The organism is Nitrospirota bacterium (genome assembly GCA_030684575.1).
In the GTDB taxonomy this organism is placed as follows: Bacteria; Nitrospirota; Nitrospiria; order Nitrospirales; family Nitrospiraceae; genus Palsa-1315.
Window position 1 is genome coordinate 67487 of the sequence record JAUXVD010000019.1, and the last position, 16493, is coordinate 83979.

Annotated in this window: 18 protein-coding genes; 13 read left to right on the plus strand and 5 right to left on the minus strand. The window is 56.9% G+C overall.

Annotation, left to right across the window (positions count from 1 at the left end):
- Nucleotides 1–68: 68 nt before the first annotated feature.
- Nucleotides 69–638 (minus strand): hypothetical protein, encoded by a 570-nt coding sequence (locus Q8N00_13835; protein ID MDP2383871.1) that lies wholly within the window; start codon nt 636–638, stop codon nt 69–71.
- A gap of 102 nt (nt 639–740) precedes the next feature.
- Here Q8N00_13835 and Q8N00_13840 point away from each other — a divergent pair, with 102 nt between their 5' ends.
- Nucleotides 741–1235 (plus strand): hypothetical protein, encoded by a 495-nt coding sequence (locus Q8N00_13840; protein ID MDP2383872.1) that lies wholly within the window; start codon nt 741–743, stop codon nt 1233–1235.
- Between the two features lie 21 nt (nt 1236–1256).
- Here Q8N00_13840 and Q8N00_13845 read toward each other — a convergent pair whose 3' ends face one another.
- Nucleotides 1257–1862, minus strand: a complete 606-nt coding sequence (locus Q8N00_13845) for a 2,3-bisphosphoglycerate-dependent phosphoglycerate mutase (protein MDP2383873.1) — start codon at nt 1860–1862, stop codon at nt 1257–1259.
- A 285-nt stretch (nt 1863–2147) separates the two neighbouring features.
- On the opposite strand from Q8N00_13845, the gene Q8N00_13850 reads away from it, so the two are divergent.
- Nucleotides 2148–3419 carry a hypothetical protein gene (locus tag Q8N00_13850; GenBank protein MDP2383874.1) on the plus strand — a complete coding sequence of 424 codons (1272 nt, stop codon included), beginning with the start codon at nt 2148–2150 and terminating at the stop codon, nt 3417–3419.
- Between the two features lie 169 nt (nt 3420–3588).
- Entirely contained in the window at nt 3589–4428 is an 840-nt protein-coding gene (locus tag Q8N00_13855) for a hypothetical protein (GenBank protein MDP2383875.1), read from the plus strand.
- 31 nt (nt 4429–4459) lie between these two features.
- Here the strand turns inward: Q8N00_13855 and Q8N00_13860 are convergent, their stop codons facing one another.
- Nucleotides 4460–5092: a DUF2628 domain-containing protein gene (locus tag Q8N00_13860; protein MDP2383876.1), complete on the minus strand. Its 633-nt coding sequence runs from the start codon at nt 5090–5092 to the stop codon at nt 4460–4462.
- A 144-nt stretch (nt 5093–5236) separates the two neighbouring features.
- Here Q8N00_13860 and Q8N00_13865 point away from each other — a divergent pair, with 144 nt between their 5' ends.
- The 9 genes from Q8N00_13865 (at nt 5237) to Q8N00_13905 (ending at nt 14438) form a co-directional block, all read left to right on the plus strand.
- Nucleotides 5237–6433, plus strand: coding sequence for an acetylornithine transaminase (locus tag Q8N00_13865; GenBank protein MDP2383877.1), 1197 nt, complete (start codon nt 5237–5239; stop codon nt 6431–6433).
- A 34-nt stretch (nt 6434–6467) separates the two neighbouring features.
- A complete protein-coding gene (gene argF, locus Q8N00_13870; protein MDP2383878.1) occupies nt 6468–7436 on the plus strand; it encodes an ornithine carbamoyltransferase in 969 nt (322 codons plus the stop codon).
- A complete protein-coding gene (locus Q8N00_13875) occupies nt 7433–8644 on the plus strand; it encodes an argininosuccinate synthase (GenBank protein ID MDP2383879.1) in 1212 nt (403 codons plus the stop codon). The genes argF and Q8N00_13875 overlap by 4 nt, the downstream gene beginning before the upstream one ends.
- Nucleotides 8644–10056, plus strand: a complete 1413-nt coding sequence (gene argH, locus Q8N00_13880) for an argininosuccinate lyase (protein MDP2383880.1) — start codon at nt 8644–8646, stop codon at nt 10054–10056. Before Q8N00_13875 ends, argH begins: the two co-directional genes overlap by 1 nt.
- Nucleotides 10053–10319, plus strand: coding sequence for a hypothetical protein (locus tag Q8N00_13885; protein MDP2383881.1), 267 nt, complete (start codon nt 10053–10055; stop codon nt 10317–10319). The genes argH and Q8N00_13885 overlap by 4 nt, the downstream gene beginning before the upstream one ends.
- Nucleotides 10320–10448: 129 nt before the next feature.
- Nucleotides 10449–11711 (plus strand): diaminopimelate decarboxylase, encoded by a 1263-nt coding sequence (lysA, locus tag Q8N00_13890; GenBank protein ID MDP2383882.1) that lies wholly within the window; start codon nt 10449–10451, stop codon nt 11709–11711.
- 41 nt (nt 11712–11752) lie between these two features.
- A complete protein-coding gene (dapA, locus tag Q8N00_13895; GenBank protein ID MDP2383883.1) occupies nt 11753–12625 on the plus strand; it encodes a 4-hydroxy-tetrahydrodipicolinate synthase in 873 nt (290 codons plus the stop codon).
- A gap of 31 nt (nt 12626–12656) precedes the next feature.
- Nucleotides 12657–13460: a 4-hydroxy-tetrahydrodipicolinate reductase gene (dapB, locus tag Q8N00_13900; GenBank protein ID MDP2383884.1), complete on the plus strand. Its 804-nt coding sequence runs from the start codon at nt 12657–12659 to the stop codon at nt 13458–13460.
- A 726-nt stretch (nt 13461–14186) separates the two neighbouring features.
- Nucleotides 14187–14438, plus strand: a complete 252-nt coding sequence (locus Q8N00_13905) for a YHS domain-containing protein (protein ID MDP2383885.1) — start codon at nt 14187–14189, stop codon at nt 14436–14438.
- On the opposite strand, the gene Q8N00_13910 is transcribed toward Q8N00_13905, so the two are convergent.
- A complete protein-coding gene (locus tag Q8N00_13910) occupies nt 14435–14746 on the minus strand; it encodes a hypothetical protein (GenBank protein ID MDP2383886.1) in 312 nt (103 codons plus the stop codon). The genes Q8N00_13905 and Q8N00_13910 overlap by 4 nt on opposite strands.
- A gap of 195 nt (nt 14747–14941) precedes the next feature.
- Between Q8N00_13910 and fsa the strand changes: the two genes are divergently transcribed.
- Nucleotides 14942–15589, plus strand: a complete 648-nt coding sequence (gene fsa, locus Q8N00_13915) for a fructose-6-phosphate aldolase (GenBank protein ID MDP2383887.1) — start codon at nt 14942–14944, stop codon at nt 15587–15589.
- A gap of 145 nt (nt 15590–15734) precedes the next feature.
- Here fsa and Q8N00_13920 read toward each other — a convergent pair whose 3' ends face one another.
- Nucleotides 15735–16445 carry a uracil-DNA glycosylase gene (locus tag Q8N00_13920; protein MDP2383888.1) on the minus strand — a complete coding sequence of 237 codons (711 nt, stop codon included), beginning with the start codon at nt 16443–16445 and terminating at the stop codon, nt 15735–15737.
- Nucleotides 16446–16493: the final 48 nt, after the last annotated feature.

Below are 16493 nucleotides of genomic sequence, written 5' to 3' on the forward strand. Positions count from 1 at the left end.
ATCATCATTTCGTCGGAAAACAGGACTCTGTTTCAGAGCCTACACCTCATTGACGTGCGACGATTGCACTAAGGACTGAAGCGGAAGCCGAACAGCAGGGCTACACTCGTGCGGTCTTTTTCGGGAAGCGATGGTGCGAGGTTGATGTCGTGGAGATTGACCATCAGCGTTGAGGAGAGCGCGATGTTGTGGGTGGCCTGATATTCGACGGAAAGGCCGATAGGAATATACCAACTCGTGTCGTTACGATCGATACGTCCTGGGCCTGTTCCGCGGTCCAGGTCTGCGTGGATCAGACCGATGCCCGAGAAGGGGACCAGATTGATGCCGTTGTTGAGGCGAAAGTGGTAGCGCGCGACTCCGGCGAAGGAGATTTGGAAGAGATCTCCCATGGGGGTGATCTGCATCATCGGGCCGATGGAAAAGTTTCGATCGATGTAGTAGTCACCACTAAATGCCATGGTGAACACCGTACCATTGACCGTTCCGGATGTGAGGCCCAGGTCGCTGCCGAACCCCCAACGGTTGTCGTCAGCTTGGGCCTGCGGTACGCCTACGGCGGTACCCAACAGCAACAGGGCCAACAGGCCTGCAGCACAGGTTGTGCGTAACGATATGGAGACGATCCGTGAAATCATGCCGGCGGACTGTAGCATAGAGTATAGGCTTGGACAAGTTGCTTGAGCAGGCTGGCGCAGTCAGGTATCCTCTGGCACCGCGAACAATGGGAGAACTCAGGCATGTCGACTAATTCGATGACCCCGAAGCAAGCCGGCGCAGCGTTGATCGCAGCAATGCCTGTCGGCCTGTCAGTCCAGCAACTGGAAGAATATGGCATCGATGCGACGGCGGAGCAGGCCCAGGCGATTACCCAAGAAGTGCTCTCGCTGAATTTATTTTGGATCTTTGCCGCCATTGAGGCCCATATTCCGCTGAAGTACCAGGCGGCATTGTCGGAGCTCATCCTGGATACCATCGAGGCTGGATGGGGGACGACCGTTCCTATCGGGACGGCTGCCTGGACCGCATATCTCAATGAATGGCAGGAGCGTCGTCGTCTGTATACCCGTTTGATTGAAGAGGGTGTGAGTTCGCTGGCCGTGAATGCCGAAGCCGCCGAGTTGATGGAGGAGAAGCACTTGGTCACGGAAGGGGAGCGGCGAAAACTTCTCACCCTGTTGATCGATTTTGTGCCGGTCGAGACCTACGGGCGGTTACTGCAAGATGTCGGATAATCTTCTGGTTCGCCTCAATTGTCAGAGGTAGCGGTGGCTGACCACTGTTCCCGTCTCATTCAACTCGTAGAGCACCGGTGCCCCTGTCGGGATATTCAACTCCAGTACTTGCTCACGGGAGAGCTGTTCCAGTTCCATCGTCAGGGCCCGTAGGCTGTTTCCATGCGCCGCGATGAGGATCGTTTCCCCTTTCAGGAGATACGGTTTGATCGTCTGTTCGTAGTAGGGCAACACCCGTTCGGCGGTATTCTTCAAGCTTTCCCCGCCCGGCGGAGGGATATCGTAACTCCGCCGCCAGATCTTCACCTGTGCCTCGCCGTACTTTTTCGCAGTCTCGGCCTTATTCAATCCCTGTAACTCGCCGTACATCCGTTCGTTGAGCGCCTTGTCTTTCACGACGGGGAGGTTCGACTGTCCGATCGCCTCAAGGGCCAGTCTGAGGGTTTCGTTTGCGCGCGTGAGTACGGATGTAAATGCACGATCGAACGTAAACCCGCGAAGCTTATCACCCGCGTTCTTCGCTTCCTGAATTCCTCGTTGAGTCAAGGGGACATCCACCCACCCAGTGAAACGATTCTCCAGGTTCCATTGTGATTCACCATGACGAAGCAGGACTAATCGAGCCATTCCCGGCGCCTCCACGATCATATGACAGGGTCGAACAATCGGTCACAGCATAAACGATCAAGCTGCGAAGTCAAGAGCAGGAAAAGGATTCCGGTGAACGCGAGACGGCGGGGTGCACTGTCCTTGCCGAACGAGTTTTCTGGAACTAATTGACAGAAATGATTCTGCTTGGCAGGATCATTTTTTCAGGATAGATAACCGTAAGGGTTGTCGTGGGGATAATAACAGGGCCAACATTGTAACGGCCCGACTCCCATCCCGCTCTTTGTGAGTGGGAGCAGCACTATGATCTACTCACGCACATTGAGGCGGTGCCTTGCCGGATCGGCATTCTTAGTATTGGTCACCGGGTGCAATCCGGATGATGGTCGTGGCCCAGCCACGAACGCAACTGGTGGGAATGCGGCATCGGCGAATGATTTCGGCGGTTCGGGGGTGGTGCTGAGCAGTTCGATCGCTTCGCCATTCGTGCTGTTTCAAAACGATTCGGTCTCGAGATTGGTCAATCGTGACGGCGGTGCGGTCAAGCAAAATGGCGTGAACAATATCTACTCCCTTGGCGCCTATGTCGATCCCAATGACGGAAATCGAGTGAAACTGTTCGTGAACGATCGAGGGAATCACCGGACACTGATTTTTAACAACGTTCCACAGGATGCGACAGCGTTACCGGACGTCGTGGTCGGGCAGGCCGACTTCGTCTCTGCCACGGCGGATGCCGGCGGAGCAACCTCTGCCGCAGGACTTAACGATAACGTCCATGTGTCAGTCTGTTCTAACGGTAAGATGTTCGTCGCCGACCGGGGCAATAACCGGGTGCTCGTCTATAATCGAGTGCCGACCGCCAACGGCACGGCAGCGGATTTCGTAATTGGTCAGCCTAATTTTTCTGGGAACACCGCAGCCACGACAGCGAGCGGCTTGAATCGTCCCTATGCCGCCTATTGTATGGATGAGAAGTTATTCATTGTCGACAAAGACAACAACCGGATAATGGTATACGATCCCATTCCTACCGCCACCAATCCCACTGCCTCCTATGTCATCGGCCAACCGAACATGGGGGTCGGCACGTCAGGTTGCACGGCGAGCAGTCTGAACAGTCCCTATGAAATCTTACGCGTTGGCGACACATTTTTTGTCTCCGACGGGGGCAATCACCGCGTGTTGCGCTTCGATAGTATTCCGGTCACGACCGGTTCCTCCGCCGCTGCGGTGCTGGGACAAGCCAACCTCTCCTCCTGTTTAGCGAATAGAGGAGGGGGCGCCATACCGACCGATAAAACCCTCAATTTTCCGAATGCGTTGGCAGCGAAAGGCAATCTGCTGGCTGTCAGCGACCATACCAATAACCGCACGATGCTGTTCGATCTCCCGATCATGACGGACCAGTCGGCCTCCAGGCAGATCGGCCAATCGGGGTTCGTCACCTCCATCAATGTCACCCCGCCGACCGCCAACTCCGTGACGACGACCAAGGGATTGATCTTTGATCAGCTACACCTCTGGATCGGGGACGGGGGGAATCGTCGTCTTGCCGTGATCCCGCTGCCCTAGCCTTTATGGGTCATGCAGGCGAGCTTCTTCCTCCCTCTCTTCTTCATCGTGCGCCTTCTTCGAGCCCGGGAGCGAGGTTGCTCACCGACTCAGCGCGGCATCTGTTGCAATCGCCCAGGCCTGGCAGTACGATGCCGAGTGATTCTCCCACCCAGGATATCCCGCCGGTATGACGACTTCGCCGCTTCCCGATATGGACTGGACCGCGTTTGAGGCCTGGTGGAACGGGATCGGCGAGCGGTTGCATGTCGCTGATCGAGCGCACGATTTTTTTACGGGTCTGCATACGGGCAGCATGTTCGACCGGATTGCACAAGTCGGCGGGCAGGCCGATTACATCCTCTTTGTGCTGATGCGCTATTGGGTTCCCACGGTGCTTCCGCCCCCGGGACGAGAGCGACTCACGAAGAACGATCCGGACTATTGGCTGGAGTCGGAACAGATTCTCAAAGCGGCCACCGCCCGCCTCCGGGAACTGAAGCCGCTCATCGAGTTGTTGACCACGCCGAACCCGCTGGCGGAGTTGGCCGCAGGCGGGGGGGCGGGTTCTTCACCTGTGGCAGAAGTTGAGCTGGGAAAGATGTTGGAAGGCATTGCCGAGGTAGCCGGCAGTTACGGCGGCCCGGACTATACCTCGGTCATCAAGCAATTCGATCCGGTTCCGTTACGGCAGACGCAACCCTTCAAACATAACAAGAAACACAGTGCCGAGCTCTGGGTAGTCTTTCTGCTGCGCGAACATTTTCGCAGCCTCGGCCTCGGCAAAGATCGCTACTGGCCGCTCATTGCGCCGGTCTGCGCGGCGGCAGGTATTCTCCAACCGAACGGCCAGGCCTATGCACCGGACGAACTCAAATCCTGGTGGCAGAAAAACTGGCCGCGCACCTATACACAGATCGAGCAGAAGCAGGACGCCTCTGACTCAGGCGGAGCCGCGTATGAACAGGATTTCGGGTGGTTTCAGGCCTGGATTGGGTGGCAGCGGAGTCGGCAGAGCATGCCAGAGTAAGTCATCACAGGTCGTCGTATCGCGCTCACGGTTACGTGGTACTCGTGGCGGCTGGTCTCGTGGGTTTGGTCGGGAACTTGTCTGAATCCGGCACGCCATCTTGAAGCAACTTGAACATCGTCATCGCAAAGAATATGTACAGGGCGATGCCGACCCAGATCACATAGGGCTGAACGCCCCCCGCCTCTTTCAACGCTTCGTCTTGTTTTGCCGGGTCTGTCCAGGAACTCTTTTTGATCTCGCTAATCTGCTCACGACAGTACCAATAGTAGACATAGTTTGCGGTGGCGCCGGCCATGATGCTCCAGACGAGACCCACGGTAAGATCGCCGGTTACGTACGTCGAAATCATCGGACCGAGAGCATAGACCAGCGCATAGACGTACATTTTCCGGTAGAGGAACCAGAGGAATGAAATATACAGAAATGCCGGCCAATTCCACGTCAGGGCGAACTTCGGCTCGTCTCCTAACCCGAATTTCTTGAAATGTTCCAGATAGCGATCGGCGTGAGGACCGATGAGTTGACGCCAGAGGTCTTCATCGGTATGTGGCACAGTGGCGGCGATGGGTGGTGCAGGCTCAATGGCCAGCGTATTTCCGCACTGGTAGCAGAACTTGGCGTCTTCCTGATTCTGCTGCTGACATTGCGCACAGGACTTCATCCGCCAGAGACTATCACAACGGAGGCATCATCTGGGTAAAGAAGCAGCGCCATGCTGATCGATGGCTTCTCCTGCCCATTTCAAGTTGCTTCCGCCGACAGGGCTATGCTACCTTCCCTTTCTTTACAAGGGGATACGTCTGTCATGCCGACAGAAGAACTGAAACAGGACGCCGCGCGGTACTTGATGCAGACCTATACGCGCCAACCGCTCGCGATTGCGCGGGGGCGGGGGACGAAGGTCTACGATTTTGAGGGGCGAGAGTACCTCGATTTCGTCGGCGGGATTGCGGTCAACATCCTGGGGCATGGTCACCCCGACTTGATTCAGGCTATCCAGCGCCAAGCCGCGCAGCTGATCCACACGTCGAATCTCTACTACACGGAGCCTCAAGTCAAACTCGCCCAAGTGCTGGTCGAGCACTCGTTTGCCGACAAGGTATTTTTCTGCAACAGCGGAGCAGAGGCGAACGAGGCTGCGATTAAACTGGCTCGCCGCTATTCGCATGACAAGTATGGAGCCGGACGGTACGAAATCGTCACGATGAAGAACTCGTTTCATGGACGGACGATGGCGACGATTACCGCAACGGGGCAGGAAAAGGTTCAAAAGGGCTACGAGCCGTTACTCCCGGGCTTTCACCATGTCGCCTTCAATAATTTGGAAGAGCTGGAGCAGGCCGTCACCGACAAGACGGCGGCCATTCTGCTCGAACCGATTCAGGGCGAGGGGGGCGTGCACGTTGCAGATCGTGAATATCTGAAGCAGGTGAGAGCCCTCTGCACAAAAAAAGACGTATTATTGATGTTCGATGAAGTGCAGACCGGAATGGGACGAACCGGAACGCTCTTTGCCTATGAGCAGTTAGGGGTACAGCCGGACGTCATGACCCTGGCGAAAGGACTGGGCGGCGGCATGCCGATCGGCGCCTGTCTCGCGATCGACTCCGTGGCCCAGGCCTTCTCCCCCGGCAGCCATGCCTCGACATTCGGCGGCAATCCGCTGGCCTGTGCGGCGGGCCTAGCCGTCTGTCGCATGTTGCTGGAGGGCCAGGTCCTCGATCATGCGCGCCGGATGGGGGAATATTTCGCAAAGGGACTATCCGATTGTCAGGCGCGACATCGGGTGGTGCGAGAGGTCCGGGGCCTTGGGCTCTTACAAGGGATTGAGCTCGACATGGAGGGGAAAGTCGTCGTGAGCGAATGTTTGGCGCGCGGCATTCTGATCAATGGAACCGGTGAACATGTCCTCCGGTTTGTCCCTCCGTTGATCATTACCGAGGTAGAAATCGATCGATTGCTCGACACGTTGACTCAGATTTTCAGTAAGCAGGCGGCGTAGGGCACCCTCGCACCGATTGGACAAGCTACGCATGATGAAGCAAACGACAAGCCAGCTGGTCGGCAAGAAGGATTTCGTCGACATTGCTGCGATCAGCAAAGTGGAGATCGAGCGTCTGTTGGCGTCGGCGGCTCAGTTGAAAGATAAGCAGCGCCGGGGGATTCCCCATCCCCTGCTTCCAGGAAAGACCTTGGGTCTGCTGTTTCAGAAGCCGTCAACGCGCACGAGAGTCTCCTTCGAGGCAGGCATGAACCAGCTGGGTGGGCATGCCCTGGTGTTGCCTATGGCCGAGATCCAGCTTTCGCGCGGGGAAAGTGTCGCGGATACGGCCCGCGTGTTGTCCCGCTATCTCGACGCCATCGTCATCCGCACCTACGACCATTCCATCGTAGAAGAATGGGCGAAGGAAGCGACGATGCCGGTGATCAATGGATTGACCGACTTGAGCCATCCCTGTCAGGCCCTTTCGGACCTCCTGACCATTCGAGAAATAAAAGGCCGGTTGAAGGGAATCAAGATCGCCTATATCGGCGATGGCAACAATGTAGCGAATTCCCTGATCGAAGCGGCGGCAAAGATGGGAATGATCATCACGTTGGGTTGTCCGGTCGGGTATCAGCCGGAGCAACATGTCGTGGATCGGGCCAGGATCGAGGCAGCCAAAACCGGCGCCGTCATCGAAATCGGGCTTGACCCCCATGTCGCAGTGAAGGAAGCGGACGTGATCTATACCGATGTGTGGATCAGTATGGGCCGCGAGCGGGAGCATGCACGACGATTGAAAGTCCTGGCGCCCTATCAAGTGAACAGCCGCCTGTTGCATCGCGCCAAACCGGATGCCATCGTGATGCATTGTTTGCCGGCCCACCGGGGGGAAGAAATCAGCGCCGAGGTGCTGGACGGTCCTCAGTCGGTCATCATCGACCAGGCAGAGAACCGGCTGCACATGCAGAAGGCTATTTTAACGAACCTACTAGGCAAGAGGAGTCGAACGAGACGATGAGTGCTGTCATGAAGAAAGTAGTGTTGGCCTATTCCGGCGGGCTCGATACCTCTGTAATCTTGAAGTGGTTGCAAGAAACCTACGATTGCGAGGTGATCGCGTTCTGTGCCGATCTTGGACAAGGCGAAGACCTGCAAGCGATCAAGGCCAAGGCGCAAAAGCTTGGCGTGAAAAAAGTCTACGTCGAGGATCTGCGCGAGACCTTCGTGAAGGACTATGTGTTTCCGATGTTGCGCGGCAATGCCGTCTACGAAGGCTGCTACCTGCTCGGGACCTCGATCGCCCGGCCCCTCATTGCGCGGCGGCAAGCTGAGATCGCGCTGAAGGAAGGGGCCGAGGCGGTGTCGCATGGCGCTACGGGAAAGGGCAACGACCAAGTGCGGTTTGAGCTGACCTATACCGCCTTGGCGCCGAATCTCAAGATCATTGCGCCTTGGCGCGAATGGACGATGGGGTCGCGGCGCGAATTGATCGAGTATGCCGATCGGCATGGCATTCCGATCACGGCGACGAAAGCCAAGCCCTACAGCATGGATCTGAATTTGTTTCATGTGAGTTATGAGGGCGGCATCTTGGAGGATCCCTGGAAGTCACCGCCGGATGAAATATTTCAAATGACGGTGTCGCCGGAGAAAGCGCCGAACAAGCCGCTTGAAGTCGAAATCGGCTATGAAGCCGGTAATCCCGTGTCGGTCGACGGGAAGAAAATGAGCCCGGCGACGTTATTGGCCCACCTCAATAAGCTGGGTGGCGCGCATGGGATCGGGCGTGTCGATTTGGTGGAGAACCGCTACGTCGGGATGAAGTCGCGCGGGGTCTATGAAACGCCGGGCGGGACGATCCTCCACGTGGCCCATCGCGGGATCGAGTCGTTGACGATGGATCGCGAGGTGCTGCATTTCAGAGATAGCTTGATTCCGCGCTTCGCCGATTTGATTTACAACGGTTACTGGTTCAGCCCGGAGCGGGAGATGATCCAGGCTTCGATCGATGTCGCGCAGCAGGATGTGACCGGCACGGCGCGGGTGAAGCTCTATAAGGGGAGCTGCACACTGGCCGGACGGAAGTCGAAGAACTCGCTCTACCGGCTCGACATCGCCACGTTTGAAGAAGATCAAGTCTATAATCAGAAAGATGCCGAGGGCTTCATTCGGCTGAACGCGTTACGGCTGAAGATCAGAGCCCAACGAAAGAAGGCCGGTATCTAATGACACGAGCAAAGGACCGCAGCTCTGTCGCATCGAAAGGCCCAAAGGCCTGGGACGGGCGGTTCACAGAGAAGACGAATCGGCTGGTGGAAGCGTTCACCGTATCGGTGGCGGTCGATCGCCGGCTCTATGCCTATGATATTCAGGGCAGCATCGCCCATTGTAAAACATTGGGGAAGGCCCGCGTCCTCACCGGAGCTGAGACCAAGGCGATCGTGCGGGGCCTGGAGTCGGTGAAAGTGGAGTTGGATCGAGGCCGTTTTCGCTTCACGCCGCAGGATGAGGACATCCACATGGCGATTGAGCGTCGGCTGACCGAATTGATCGGTCCGCTCGGCGGCAAGGTACATACGGGCCGCAGCCGTAACGATCAGGTGGCGCTCGATATCCGGCTCTATTTGCGGGATCAGCTGGGTCGGCTCGTGATGCAGTTAGAAGACTTTCAGCGTGTTTTGGTCGCAAAGGGGAAGGCCAATCGCACCGTGGCGATGCCGGGCTACACCCATCTGCAACGGGCGCAGCCGGTCTTGTTTGCCCATCATCTCTTGGCTTATGTGGAAATGATCGAACGGGATAAGGGGCGATTTCTGGATGCCTCGGCGCGCTTAAACGTCATGCCGCTAGGGTCCGGCGCCCTCGCGGGGACCAACTACCCGGTCGATCGCCTCTTCACCGCCAAGCTGTTGGGTTTTCCCGCCGTCACGCAAAACAGCCTGGATGCCGTGTCCGATCGTGACTTCATGATCGAAGTCGCCTCGGCCTTGTCGATCACGATGATGCACCTGTCCCGGTTGAGCGAAGAATTGATCCTCTGGTCATCCCAGGAGTTTCGGTTTGTCGATCTTCCCGATGCCTTCTGTACCGGCAGCAGCATGATGCCGCAGAAGAAGAATCCCGATGTGCCGGAATTGGTACGGGGCAAGACGGGGCGTGTGTATGGTCACCTCGTGAATCTGTTGACCACCCTCAAGGCGCTGCCCTTGAGTTATAACCGGGACCTCCAAGAGGATAAGCCGGCGCTCTTCGATGCGCTCGATACGGTTGCCGCGTCGGTAGAGATTTTGACGGAGCTGATGCGTCGCATGACGGTGAACCGCGACGCGTTGAATCAGGCGCTCCAGGGTGGAGGCATGCTGGCTACGGAAGTGGCGGACTACCTTGTAACCAGAGGGGTGCCCTTTCGTGAAGCCCATGCGATTACGGGGCGGTTGGTGCGGGCTTCATTGGATCAAGGCCGTGAGCTGACGGATTTCTCGCTCGAAGAGTTGCGGGAGTTTTCCTCGCGAATCGAAAAGGGTCTGTTCGCTCGGTTGACGGTTACGGCCGCAATCGATCAAAAGGCTCAGATCGGTGGAACGGCCCGAGCGCGAGTGGAGCAACGCATCAAAGAACTCGAGCGGATGCTCTCGTGAAGATGCGGACATTGAATGCGACGTCCATCGTAGCTGGTGTAATGATAGGACTGCTGGCGGCCTGCGGGGTCGTGGGGCCTCCGGTTCCCCCGGAAAATGTCGGGGTGAATGCGACGATTCAACTGCAAAAGAAGCGAGAGCTTTTGGAACTCAAACGGCGTGAGGCGGCAGCGGCAGCCGAGTCCGGTGAGCTGCCTCAGGATCCCATGCTACAGGGGCAGGATGTGAATCTTCCCCCGTTGCGACCAGTGGGAACTCGGTAATGGCGATGGCGCGATGGAGCGTGAGATCCCAGCGTGAAGCTTGTTGCCGTCTGTTCGAGGATGCGGTCGAGGCCTCATACGCGGGTTTTTCGTTCGCAAGCCGCGAACGGTTGAATAAGGATGGACAGGATGCATAACTTCGAGTATCGACAGGGCGAACTCTACTGTGAACAGGTGCCGGTCAGCCGTATCGCGGAAGAGGTTGGCACACCTTGTTATATCTATAGCTACACGACTCTCGTCCGTCATTTCCGGGCCTACGATGGGGCCTTCAAGAGCCTGCCCCATGTGATTGCGTTCGCGATGAAGTCCAATTCCAATATTGCGATCCTCCGTCTCATGGCGAAGGAGGGGAGCGGGGTGGATATCGTGTCCGGCGGGGAGCTCTTCCGGGCACTCAAGGCCGGCGTGCCTCCCTCGAAGATTGTGTTCGCGGGTGTCGGCAAGAATCACGAGGAGATTCGCGAGGCCTTGAAGGCAGACATCCTCATGTTCAACGTCGAGTCGTCGGCCGAGTTGCAGGCGATCAATGAAGTTGCGGCTTCTGTCGGAGTCAAGGCGAGAGTCGCCCTGCGGATCAATCCGGATATCGATCCGAAAACACATCCCTATATTTCGACCGGCCTCAAGAAGAGCAAGTTCGGGATCGCAGCCGATCGGGCGCTCGAAGAGTTCGCGCTGGCCTCCTCACTTGCCAACATCGATGTCGTTGGAGTGCATAAACATATCGGATCGCAGCTGACCGAGGTGACGCCGTTCGTCGAGGCCGTCAAGAAGATCGTGGCGCTGGTCGGTGCCTTGAAAGCTCAGGGCATCAACATCCGGTATGTCAATATCGGCGGCGGTCTCGGCATTACCTATTCGGACGAAACACCCCCGTTGCCGCAAGACTTAGCGGATGCCGTGTCGCCATTGCTGAAGGATTTGGGCGTGACCCTCATTATGGAGCCGGGCCGCGTCATCGTTGGCAATGCCGGCATTCTCGTGACGAAGGTCCTCTATCGGAAAGACGGCGAGGCGAAACGGTTTATTATCGTCGATGCGGCGATGAACGATCTGATCAGGCCGAGCCTGTATGGAGCCTATCACGAGATTCGTCCCGTCTCGGAGGCGGTGCTCAAGCGGCCCAAGCATAATGTGGATGTCGTCGGTCCGGTCTGTGAGTCGGGCGATTTTCTGGCGAAAGACCGGTTGCTCCCGGAGGTGAACCCTGGCGATATGCTGGCGGTGATGAGTGCGGGGGCCTATGGCTTCGTGATGGCCTCCAACTACAATTCACGCCCACGGGTGCCGGAGGTCTTGATCAAAGACGGGGAGATCCACGTTATCAAGACCAGAGAGACCTACGAGGATTTGGTGAAGGGCGAAACGATTCCGGCATTTCTCGACTGAGGAACGGGCAGGAAAGACGCATTTTTGGCGAAGGAGTCAGCATGTTTACAGGCGCATTGATTGCCATTGTCACCCCGTTCAGGAATGGGAAGGTCGACGAACGGGCCTTCGGCGATCTCATCGAATGGCAAATCGCCAATGGGACGAACGGGATTGTGCCCTGCGGCACCACCGGCGAATCCGCCACCCTGTCGCACCAGGAACATCATCGCGTGGTCGAATTGACCGTCGAGGTGGTCAATCGCCGGGTTCCCGTGATTGCCGGGACCGGCTCGAATAGCACGGCAGAGGCGGTGTCCCTCACGAAGCATGCTAAAGAGGCTGGGGCCGATGGGGCACTGATCATTACGCCGTACTACAATAAGCCGACACAAGAGGGGTTGTACCGCCATTACAAGCTCATTGCGGAGTCCGTGGATCTTCCGCAGATTCTGTATAACATTCCAGGCAGGACCGGTGTGAACATGCTGCCGGCTACAGTGGCCAGGCTTTGCGGGCTACGGAGCATCGTCGGAATCAAAGAGGGGAGCGGGTCTGTCCAGCAGGCCTCTGAGATCGCGAGTATGTGCGGCGATCGGATGACGGTGTTGGCCGGCGACGATGCCTTGACGTTGCCCATGATGGCAGTCGGAGGGAAAGGCGTCATTAGTGTGACGTCGAACGTCGCCCCACTCCAGATGGCGCAGTTGGTCAAGGCCTTCCTGAGCGGACAGGTTGAGGAGGCACGAAAGATTCATTTCGCCCTGTCGCCGCTCTTTACCGCGCTCTTCTACGAGACCAATCCGATTCCAGTTAAAACTGCGCTGGGAATGATGGGGAAAATTGATCCGGAGTTGCGTTTACCGCTCTGTGAGATGGCAACTGACACGAAGAACCAATTGACCAGGGCTTTAAAGGATGCAGGCCTCATTTAGCCGGGCTCGCTCCGGTACAGGTAATAATTCTATGACGAACGTGATTGTGGCAGGGGCTGCCGGGCGCATGGGCTGTCGGCTGGTTGCGTTGATTAAAGACTCGAATGTGCTGACGCTAGCCGGTGCGATCGAAGGGAAGGGCCATGGCGCGTTGGGCGCCGATGCCGGGGAGACGGCAGGCTGCGGCCGCGCGGCTGTTCCGATTACCGACGATCTATCCGCGTTGCTGAGTCGAGGCGAAGTGGTCGTCGATTTCTCCTCCCCTGAAGCTACGCTGCATCATTTACGCACGGTGGCGCAACATCGGCGGGCCATGGTGATCGGCACGACAGGGTTTTCCCCCTCCCAGCTCGAAGAGCTGAAGTTGCTCGTCAGCCAGGTTCCCTGCGTGATGTCGCCCAACATGAGTGTGGGCGTCAATCTGATCTATAAGGTTATCAGCGAGATGGCGAAGACGCTGGGGGATGAATACGATATCGAGGTGATCGAGGCCCATCACCGTCTCAAGAAAGATGCGCCGAGCGGCACGGCGCTCAAGATTGCGGAAGTCTTGGCGAACGCGGTGAATCGCGACCTCGATCAGGTCGGCGTCTATGCCAGAAAAGGTCTCATCGGGGAACGGAAAAAAGGCGAGATCGGCATTCAAACGATTCGTGCCGGGGACATCGTCGGCGACCATACGATTCTTTTCGGCGGGATGGGGGAGCGCATCGAAGTCACACACCGAGCGAGCAGCCGAGATACCTTTGCAGGGGGCGCCTTGCGGGCCGCGCAGTGGGTGGTTCGGCAGCCTCCAGGCCTCTACGACATGATGGATGTGCTGAGTCTTCGGTAGCGCGTCTCTGCCTGGCTTGCCATCTGGAAAACCCTGAGCCTGTGAGAGCTGAAGGGGCACCAGATTCTAGATATCTGAGAAGCTTGAGGGCTGACCTGTTGAACTCGTACGATCAGGGGCCGATGAATGGGTTCGCGGGCGGAAGTGTGACGTCACGAACTACCGGCAGACCTTTTCACGGTCCCACGTGTTTGTGGGCATGAGGTCAGTGGTGTTTCGTTTGGCAACTGCTGCAGATAGCCGGGCATAAATTTCCTGGGCTGAGTCCGTCCAATCAGGATTGAGCGGAGTCCCACGAAAGGCAGCTTCAGCTGCCTTATGCTCGTCGTACGTGAGCGGTTTCGCTGTCATAGCGCGGACTAATGTCGTGCGGTAATAGGCAGAGGTTCCTGGCCCGCTGATTTCCGACGGCCACAGTTCAAACATGCATACACTGTGATCGCAAGTCCTGCGTTCAGATCCACTGCCCGTTCCGGTAACATCGCCCCGCGGCATTTATCGCAAGTCGTCATGTTATTACTCTAGCATTCTATGAAATGGAAGCATATCCATCTGAAGTACTGGGTCTTCTGGGGAAATAGGCCCTTTTGCGCTGGTCTGGCTGGGCCGTTTGAGCAAATGATTGGAGTGGGAATCTGTTGGCTTTTCAACTAGAACCGTATAGGGAGTCCTTGACAGGGGTAATGCTGTCCCATAGGATTGTGGTCTCACGAAGAGACCACCACTATGTATAGAATTATCATCATTCTCGGACTCCTCACCGTATTATATTTTCTTCTCCGCCGGGCTCTCCGAGAGTTCAAGGGACAGGGCCAGCCAGAGCAGCTTCCTCCCGGCAAGAATCACATGGTGCAGGATCCTGTGTGCCGGGTGTTTGTTCCAAGGGGAGAGGCGATCACGGAAGATATTGGAGGCCAGACCTATTACTTTTGTAGTCGCACCTGTGCGCACAAGTTTCAGGAACAGCTCGCCGGTTAACAGCCTGAATAGTCGTAGTCGGCGAGTTTTTCTTCCTTGTCGAACTTCAGCGTGATTTGGCATTGGTTGGGCGTGAAATTAAAAAGGGGGAGGCCCGACTTTCCGCCAGCGATGCGATAGTAGGTCCATGCTTCTCCCCCAAAAAACCTAGGGGCCTTGCCGCTGGGCGTTCCCCAGTTCTTTTCAAACCAGGCCTTGTCTTTTCCTTGAAGCTCAGCCGGTTTGAGAGACTGTTCCAGATAGGGATTGCTCCCGCCGCAGGCGGTCAGAAGCAGGCACATCGCGAGTAGCCAGGCAGATCGTCTCATAGGAGGTCTCCTCGTCGTATACTGTGGCCAACGTATTAGGTGGCAAGCGGTTGACGATCGAATCTTAACTGTCAGGTAGAAACCTGTCAAACGAGGCGATAGGGCGGGGGCGAGCCATCGTTCGAGTTCTGCATGAAATAACCGATAACGATGTGAGAAAATGGTTCTCACATCCCGATACGAAAGGACGAACCCATGAAATTTTTTCTTGATACCGCCAACGTCAAAGAAATCCAGGAGGCGGCCAGCCTGGGACTGCTCGACGGAGTGACCACGAACCCCTCGCTCGTGGCCAAGGAGGGCCGCAGCTTCAAGGAAATGCTGATCGAGATCTGCAATATCGTGGATGGGCCGATCAGCGCAGAGGTCGTCAGCCTTGAAGCCGATGCCATGGTGAAGGAAGGGAAAGAACTCGCAAAGATCCATAAGAATATCGTGGTGAAGGTGCCGTTGATTGCGGAGGGGCTGAAGGCCACCAAACGATTGGCCGCCGAGGGGATCAAGGTGAATGTCACATTGTGTTTCTCACCAACCCAAGCGCTTCTCGCTGCAAAAGCCGGTGCCTGGTGCGTGTCTCCCTTCATCGGTCGGCTTGACGACATCAGTTCAAACGGGATGGAGCTGATCCGTCAGATCCTGACCATCTATCGCAATTACGATTATAAGACCCAGGTGCTGGTGGCCAGTGTGCGCCATCCTCAGCATGTGGTTGAGGCGGCGCTGGTCGGTGGGCATATCTGCACGATGCCCTTTTCGATCTTTCAGCAGATGGTGAAGCATCCCTTGACCGATATCGGGCTCAAGAAGTTCTTGGCGGACTGGGAAGCCCAAGCGAAGAAGTAACATCCAGCAGGATGCTGAAAAAGTCCGCCAGCATCGTGCTTGCCTCGAACGCATCCTCAACGTAGCCGGGGGCTACGTCTCCGGTGTTTTCGTCGGCTGCGGCCTTGCTGGACGGCCATTGTGAGCATCCAGCGGAGCACACTGCTTAGGACTTGTCGGTTTGTGCGCCTGTTGATTCCGTGAGTCTCTGACGGGCCGTTGAGAAGATGTGGTGAAACATCGGTCTGGTCAGGAGGCCGGTAAAGGTGTTCTGCTGGCTTGGATGGTATGAGCCGATCAGCGTCACGCCCCATGGGAGGACCTGGACGATGCCATGGGAAAATTTCGGGAGTGGCGAGGGCAACGTCATCCCCTCCTCGCGGCAGGCTCTCAAGTAGTGATCGAACGCAATCTTGCCCAATGCGACCACCACTCGGATCTTTCCTAACAATCGGAGTTCTTCCCTCAAATAGGGGCGGCAAGCCGTGAACTCTTGTGGCGTCGGCTTATTGTCAGGCGGCGCGCAACGGACGGTGGCGCCAATATAACAATCCGAGAGCGTGAGCCCATCGTCCCGGTGATGAGAGCCGGGCTGGTTCGCAAACCCGAATCGGTGCAAGGCATCGTAGAGCCAGTCACCGCTGCGATCGCCGGTGAAGACCCGTCCGGTTCGGTTACCGCCATGCGCTGCCGGGGCGAGCCCAAGTATATAGAGGCGGGCCTGCGCATCTCCGAATCCAGGAACCGGACGTCCCCAATAGGTCCAGTCCTCAAACTGCTTTCGTTTTTCTGATGCAACGGCTTCCCGATAGGTGACGAGCCGTGGACAGGCGGTACAGTGGATGATGCGATCGTTGAGGAGAGTCAGTGCACGCATAGGTCGAGAGAGTCTAACACGAATCCGAAAGTCGATGATGCTTGCCGG

What these genes read in the sequence shown, in the direction of transcription:
- Q8N00_13865 (MDP2383877.1), top strand. Translation starts at nt 5,237, where the DNA reads ATGCCGACAGAAGAACTGAAACAGGACGCCGCGCGGTACTTGATGCAG.
- Q8N00_13920 (MDP2383888.1), bottom strand. Translation starts at nt 16,445, where the DNA reads ATGCGTGCACTGACTCTCCTCAACGATCGCATCATCCACTGTACCGCC.
- Q8N00_13845 (MDP2383873.1), bottom strand. Translation starts at nt 1,862, where the DNA reads ATGGCTCGATTAGTCCTGCTTCGTCATGGTGAATCACAATGGAACCTG.
- Q8N00_13835 (MDP2383871.1), bottom strand. Translation starts at nt 638, where the DNA reads ATGATTTCACGGATCGTCTCCATATCGTTACGCACAACCTGTGCTGCA.
- dapA (MDP2383883.1), top strand. Translation starts at nt 11,753, where the DNA reads ATGTTTACAGGCGCATTGATTGCCATTGTCACCCCGTTCAGGAATGGG.
- argF (MDP2383878.1), top strand. Translation starts at nt 6,468, where the DNA reads ATGAAGCAAACGACAAGCCAGCTGGTCGGCAAGAAGGATTTCGTCGAC.
- dapB (MDP2383884.1), top strand. Translation starts at nt 12,657, where the DNA reads ATGACGAACGTGATTGTGGCAGGGGCTGCCGGGCGCATGGGCTGTCGG.
- Q8N00_13860 (MDP2383876.1), bottom strand. Translation starts at nt 5,092, where the DNA reads ATGAAGTCCTGTGCGCAATGTCAGCAGCAGAATCAGGAAGACGCCAAG.
- argH (MDP2383880.1), top strand. Translation starts at nt 8,644, where the DNA reads ATGACACGAGCAAAGGACCGCAGCTCTGTCGCATCGAAAGGCCCAAAG.
- Q8N00_13840 (MDP2383872.1), top strand. Translation starts at nt 741, where the DNA reads ATGTCGACTAATTCGATGACCCCGAAGCAAGCCGGCGCAGCGTTGATC.
- Q8N00_13905 (MDP2383885.1), top strand. Translation starts at nt 14,187, where the DNA reads ATGTATAGAATTATCATCATTCTCGGACTCCTCACCGTATTATATTTT.
- Q8N00_13910 (MDP2383886.1), bottom strand. Translation starts at nt 14,746, where the DNA reads ATGAGACGATCTGCCTGGCTACTCGCGATGTGCCTGCTTCTGACCGCC.
- Q8N00_13855 (MDP2383875.1), top strand. Translation starts at nt 3,589, where the DNA reads ATGACGACTTCGCCGCTTCCCGATATGGACTGGACCGCGTTTGAGGCC.
- Q8N00_13850 (MDP2383874.1), top strand. Translation starts at nt 2,148, where the DNA reads ATGATCTACTCACGCACATTGAGGCGGTGCCTTGCCGGATCGGCATTC.
- fsa (MDP2383887.1), top strand. Translation starts at nt 14,942, where the DNA reads ATGAAATTTTTTCTTGATACCGCCAACGTCAAAGAAATCCAGGAGGCG.
- lysA (MDP2383882.1), top strand. Translation starts at nt 10,449, where the DNA reads ATGCATAACTTCGAGTATCGACAGGGCGAACTCTACTGTGAACAGGTG.
- Q8N00_13875 (MDP2383879.1), top strand. Translation starts at nt 7,433, where the DNA reads ATGAGTGCTGTCATGAAGAAAGTAGTGTTGGCCTATTCCGGCGGGCTC.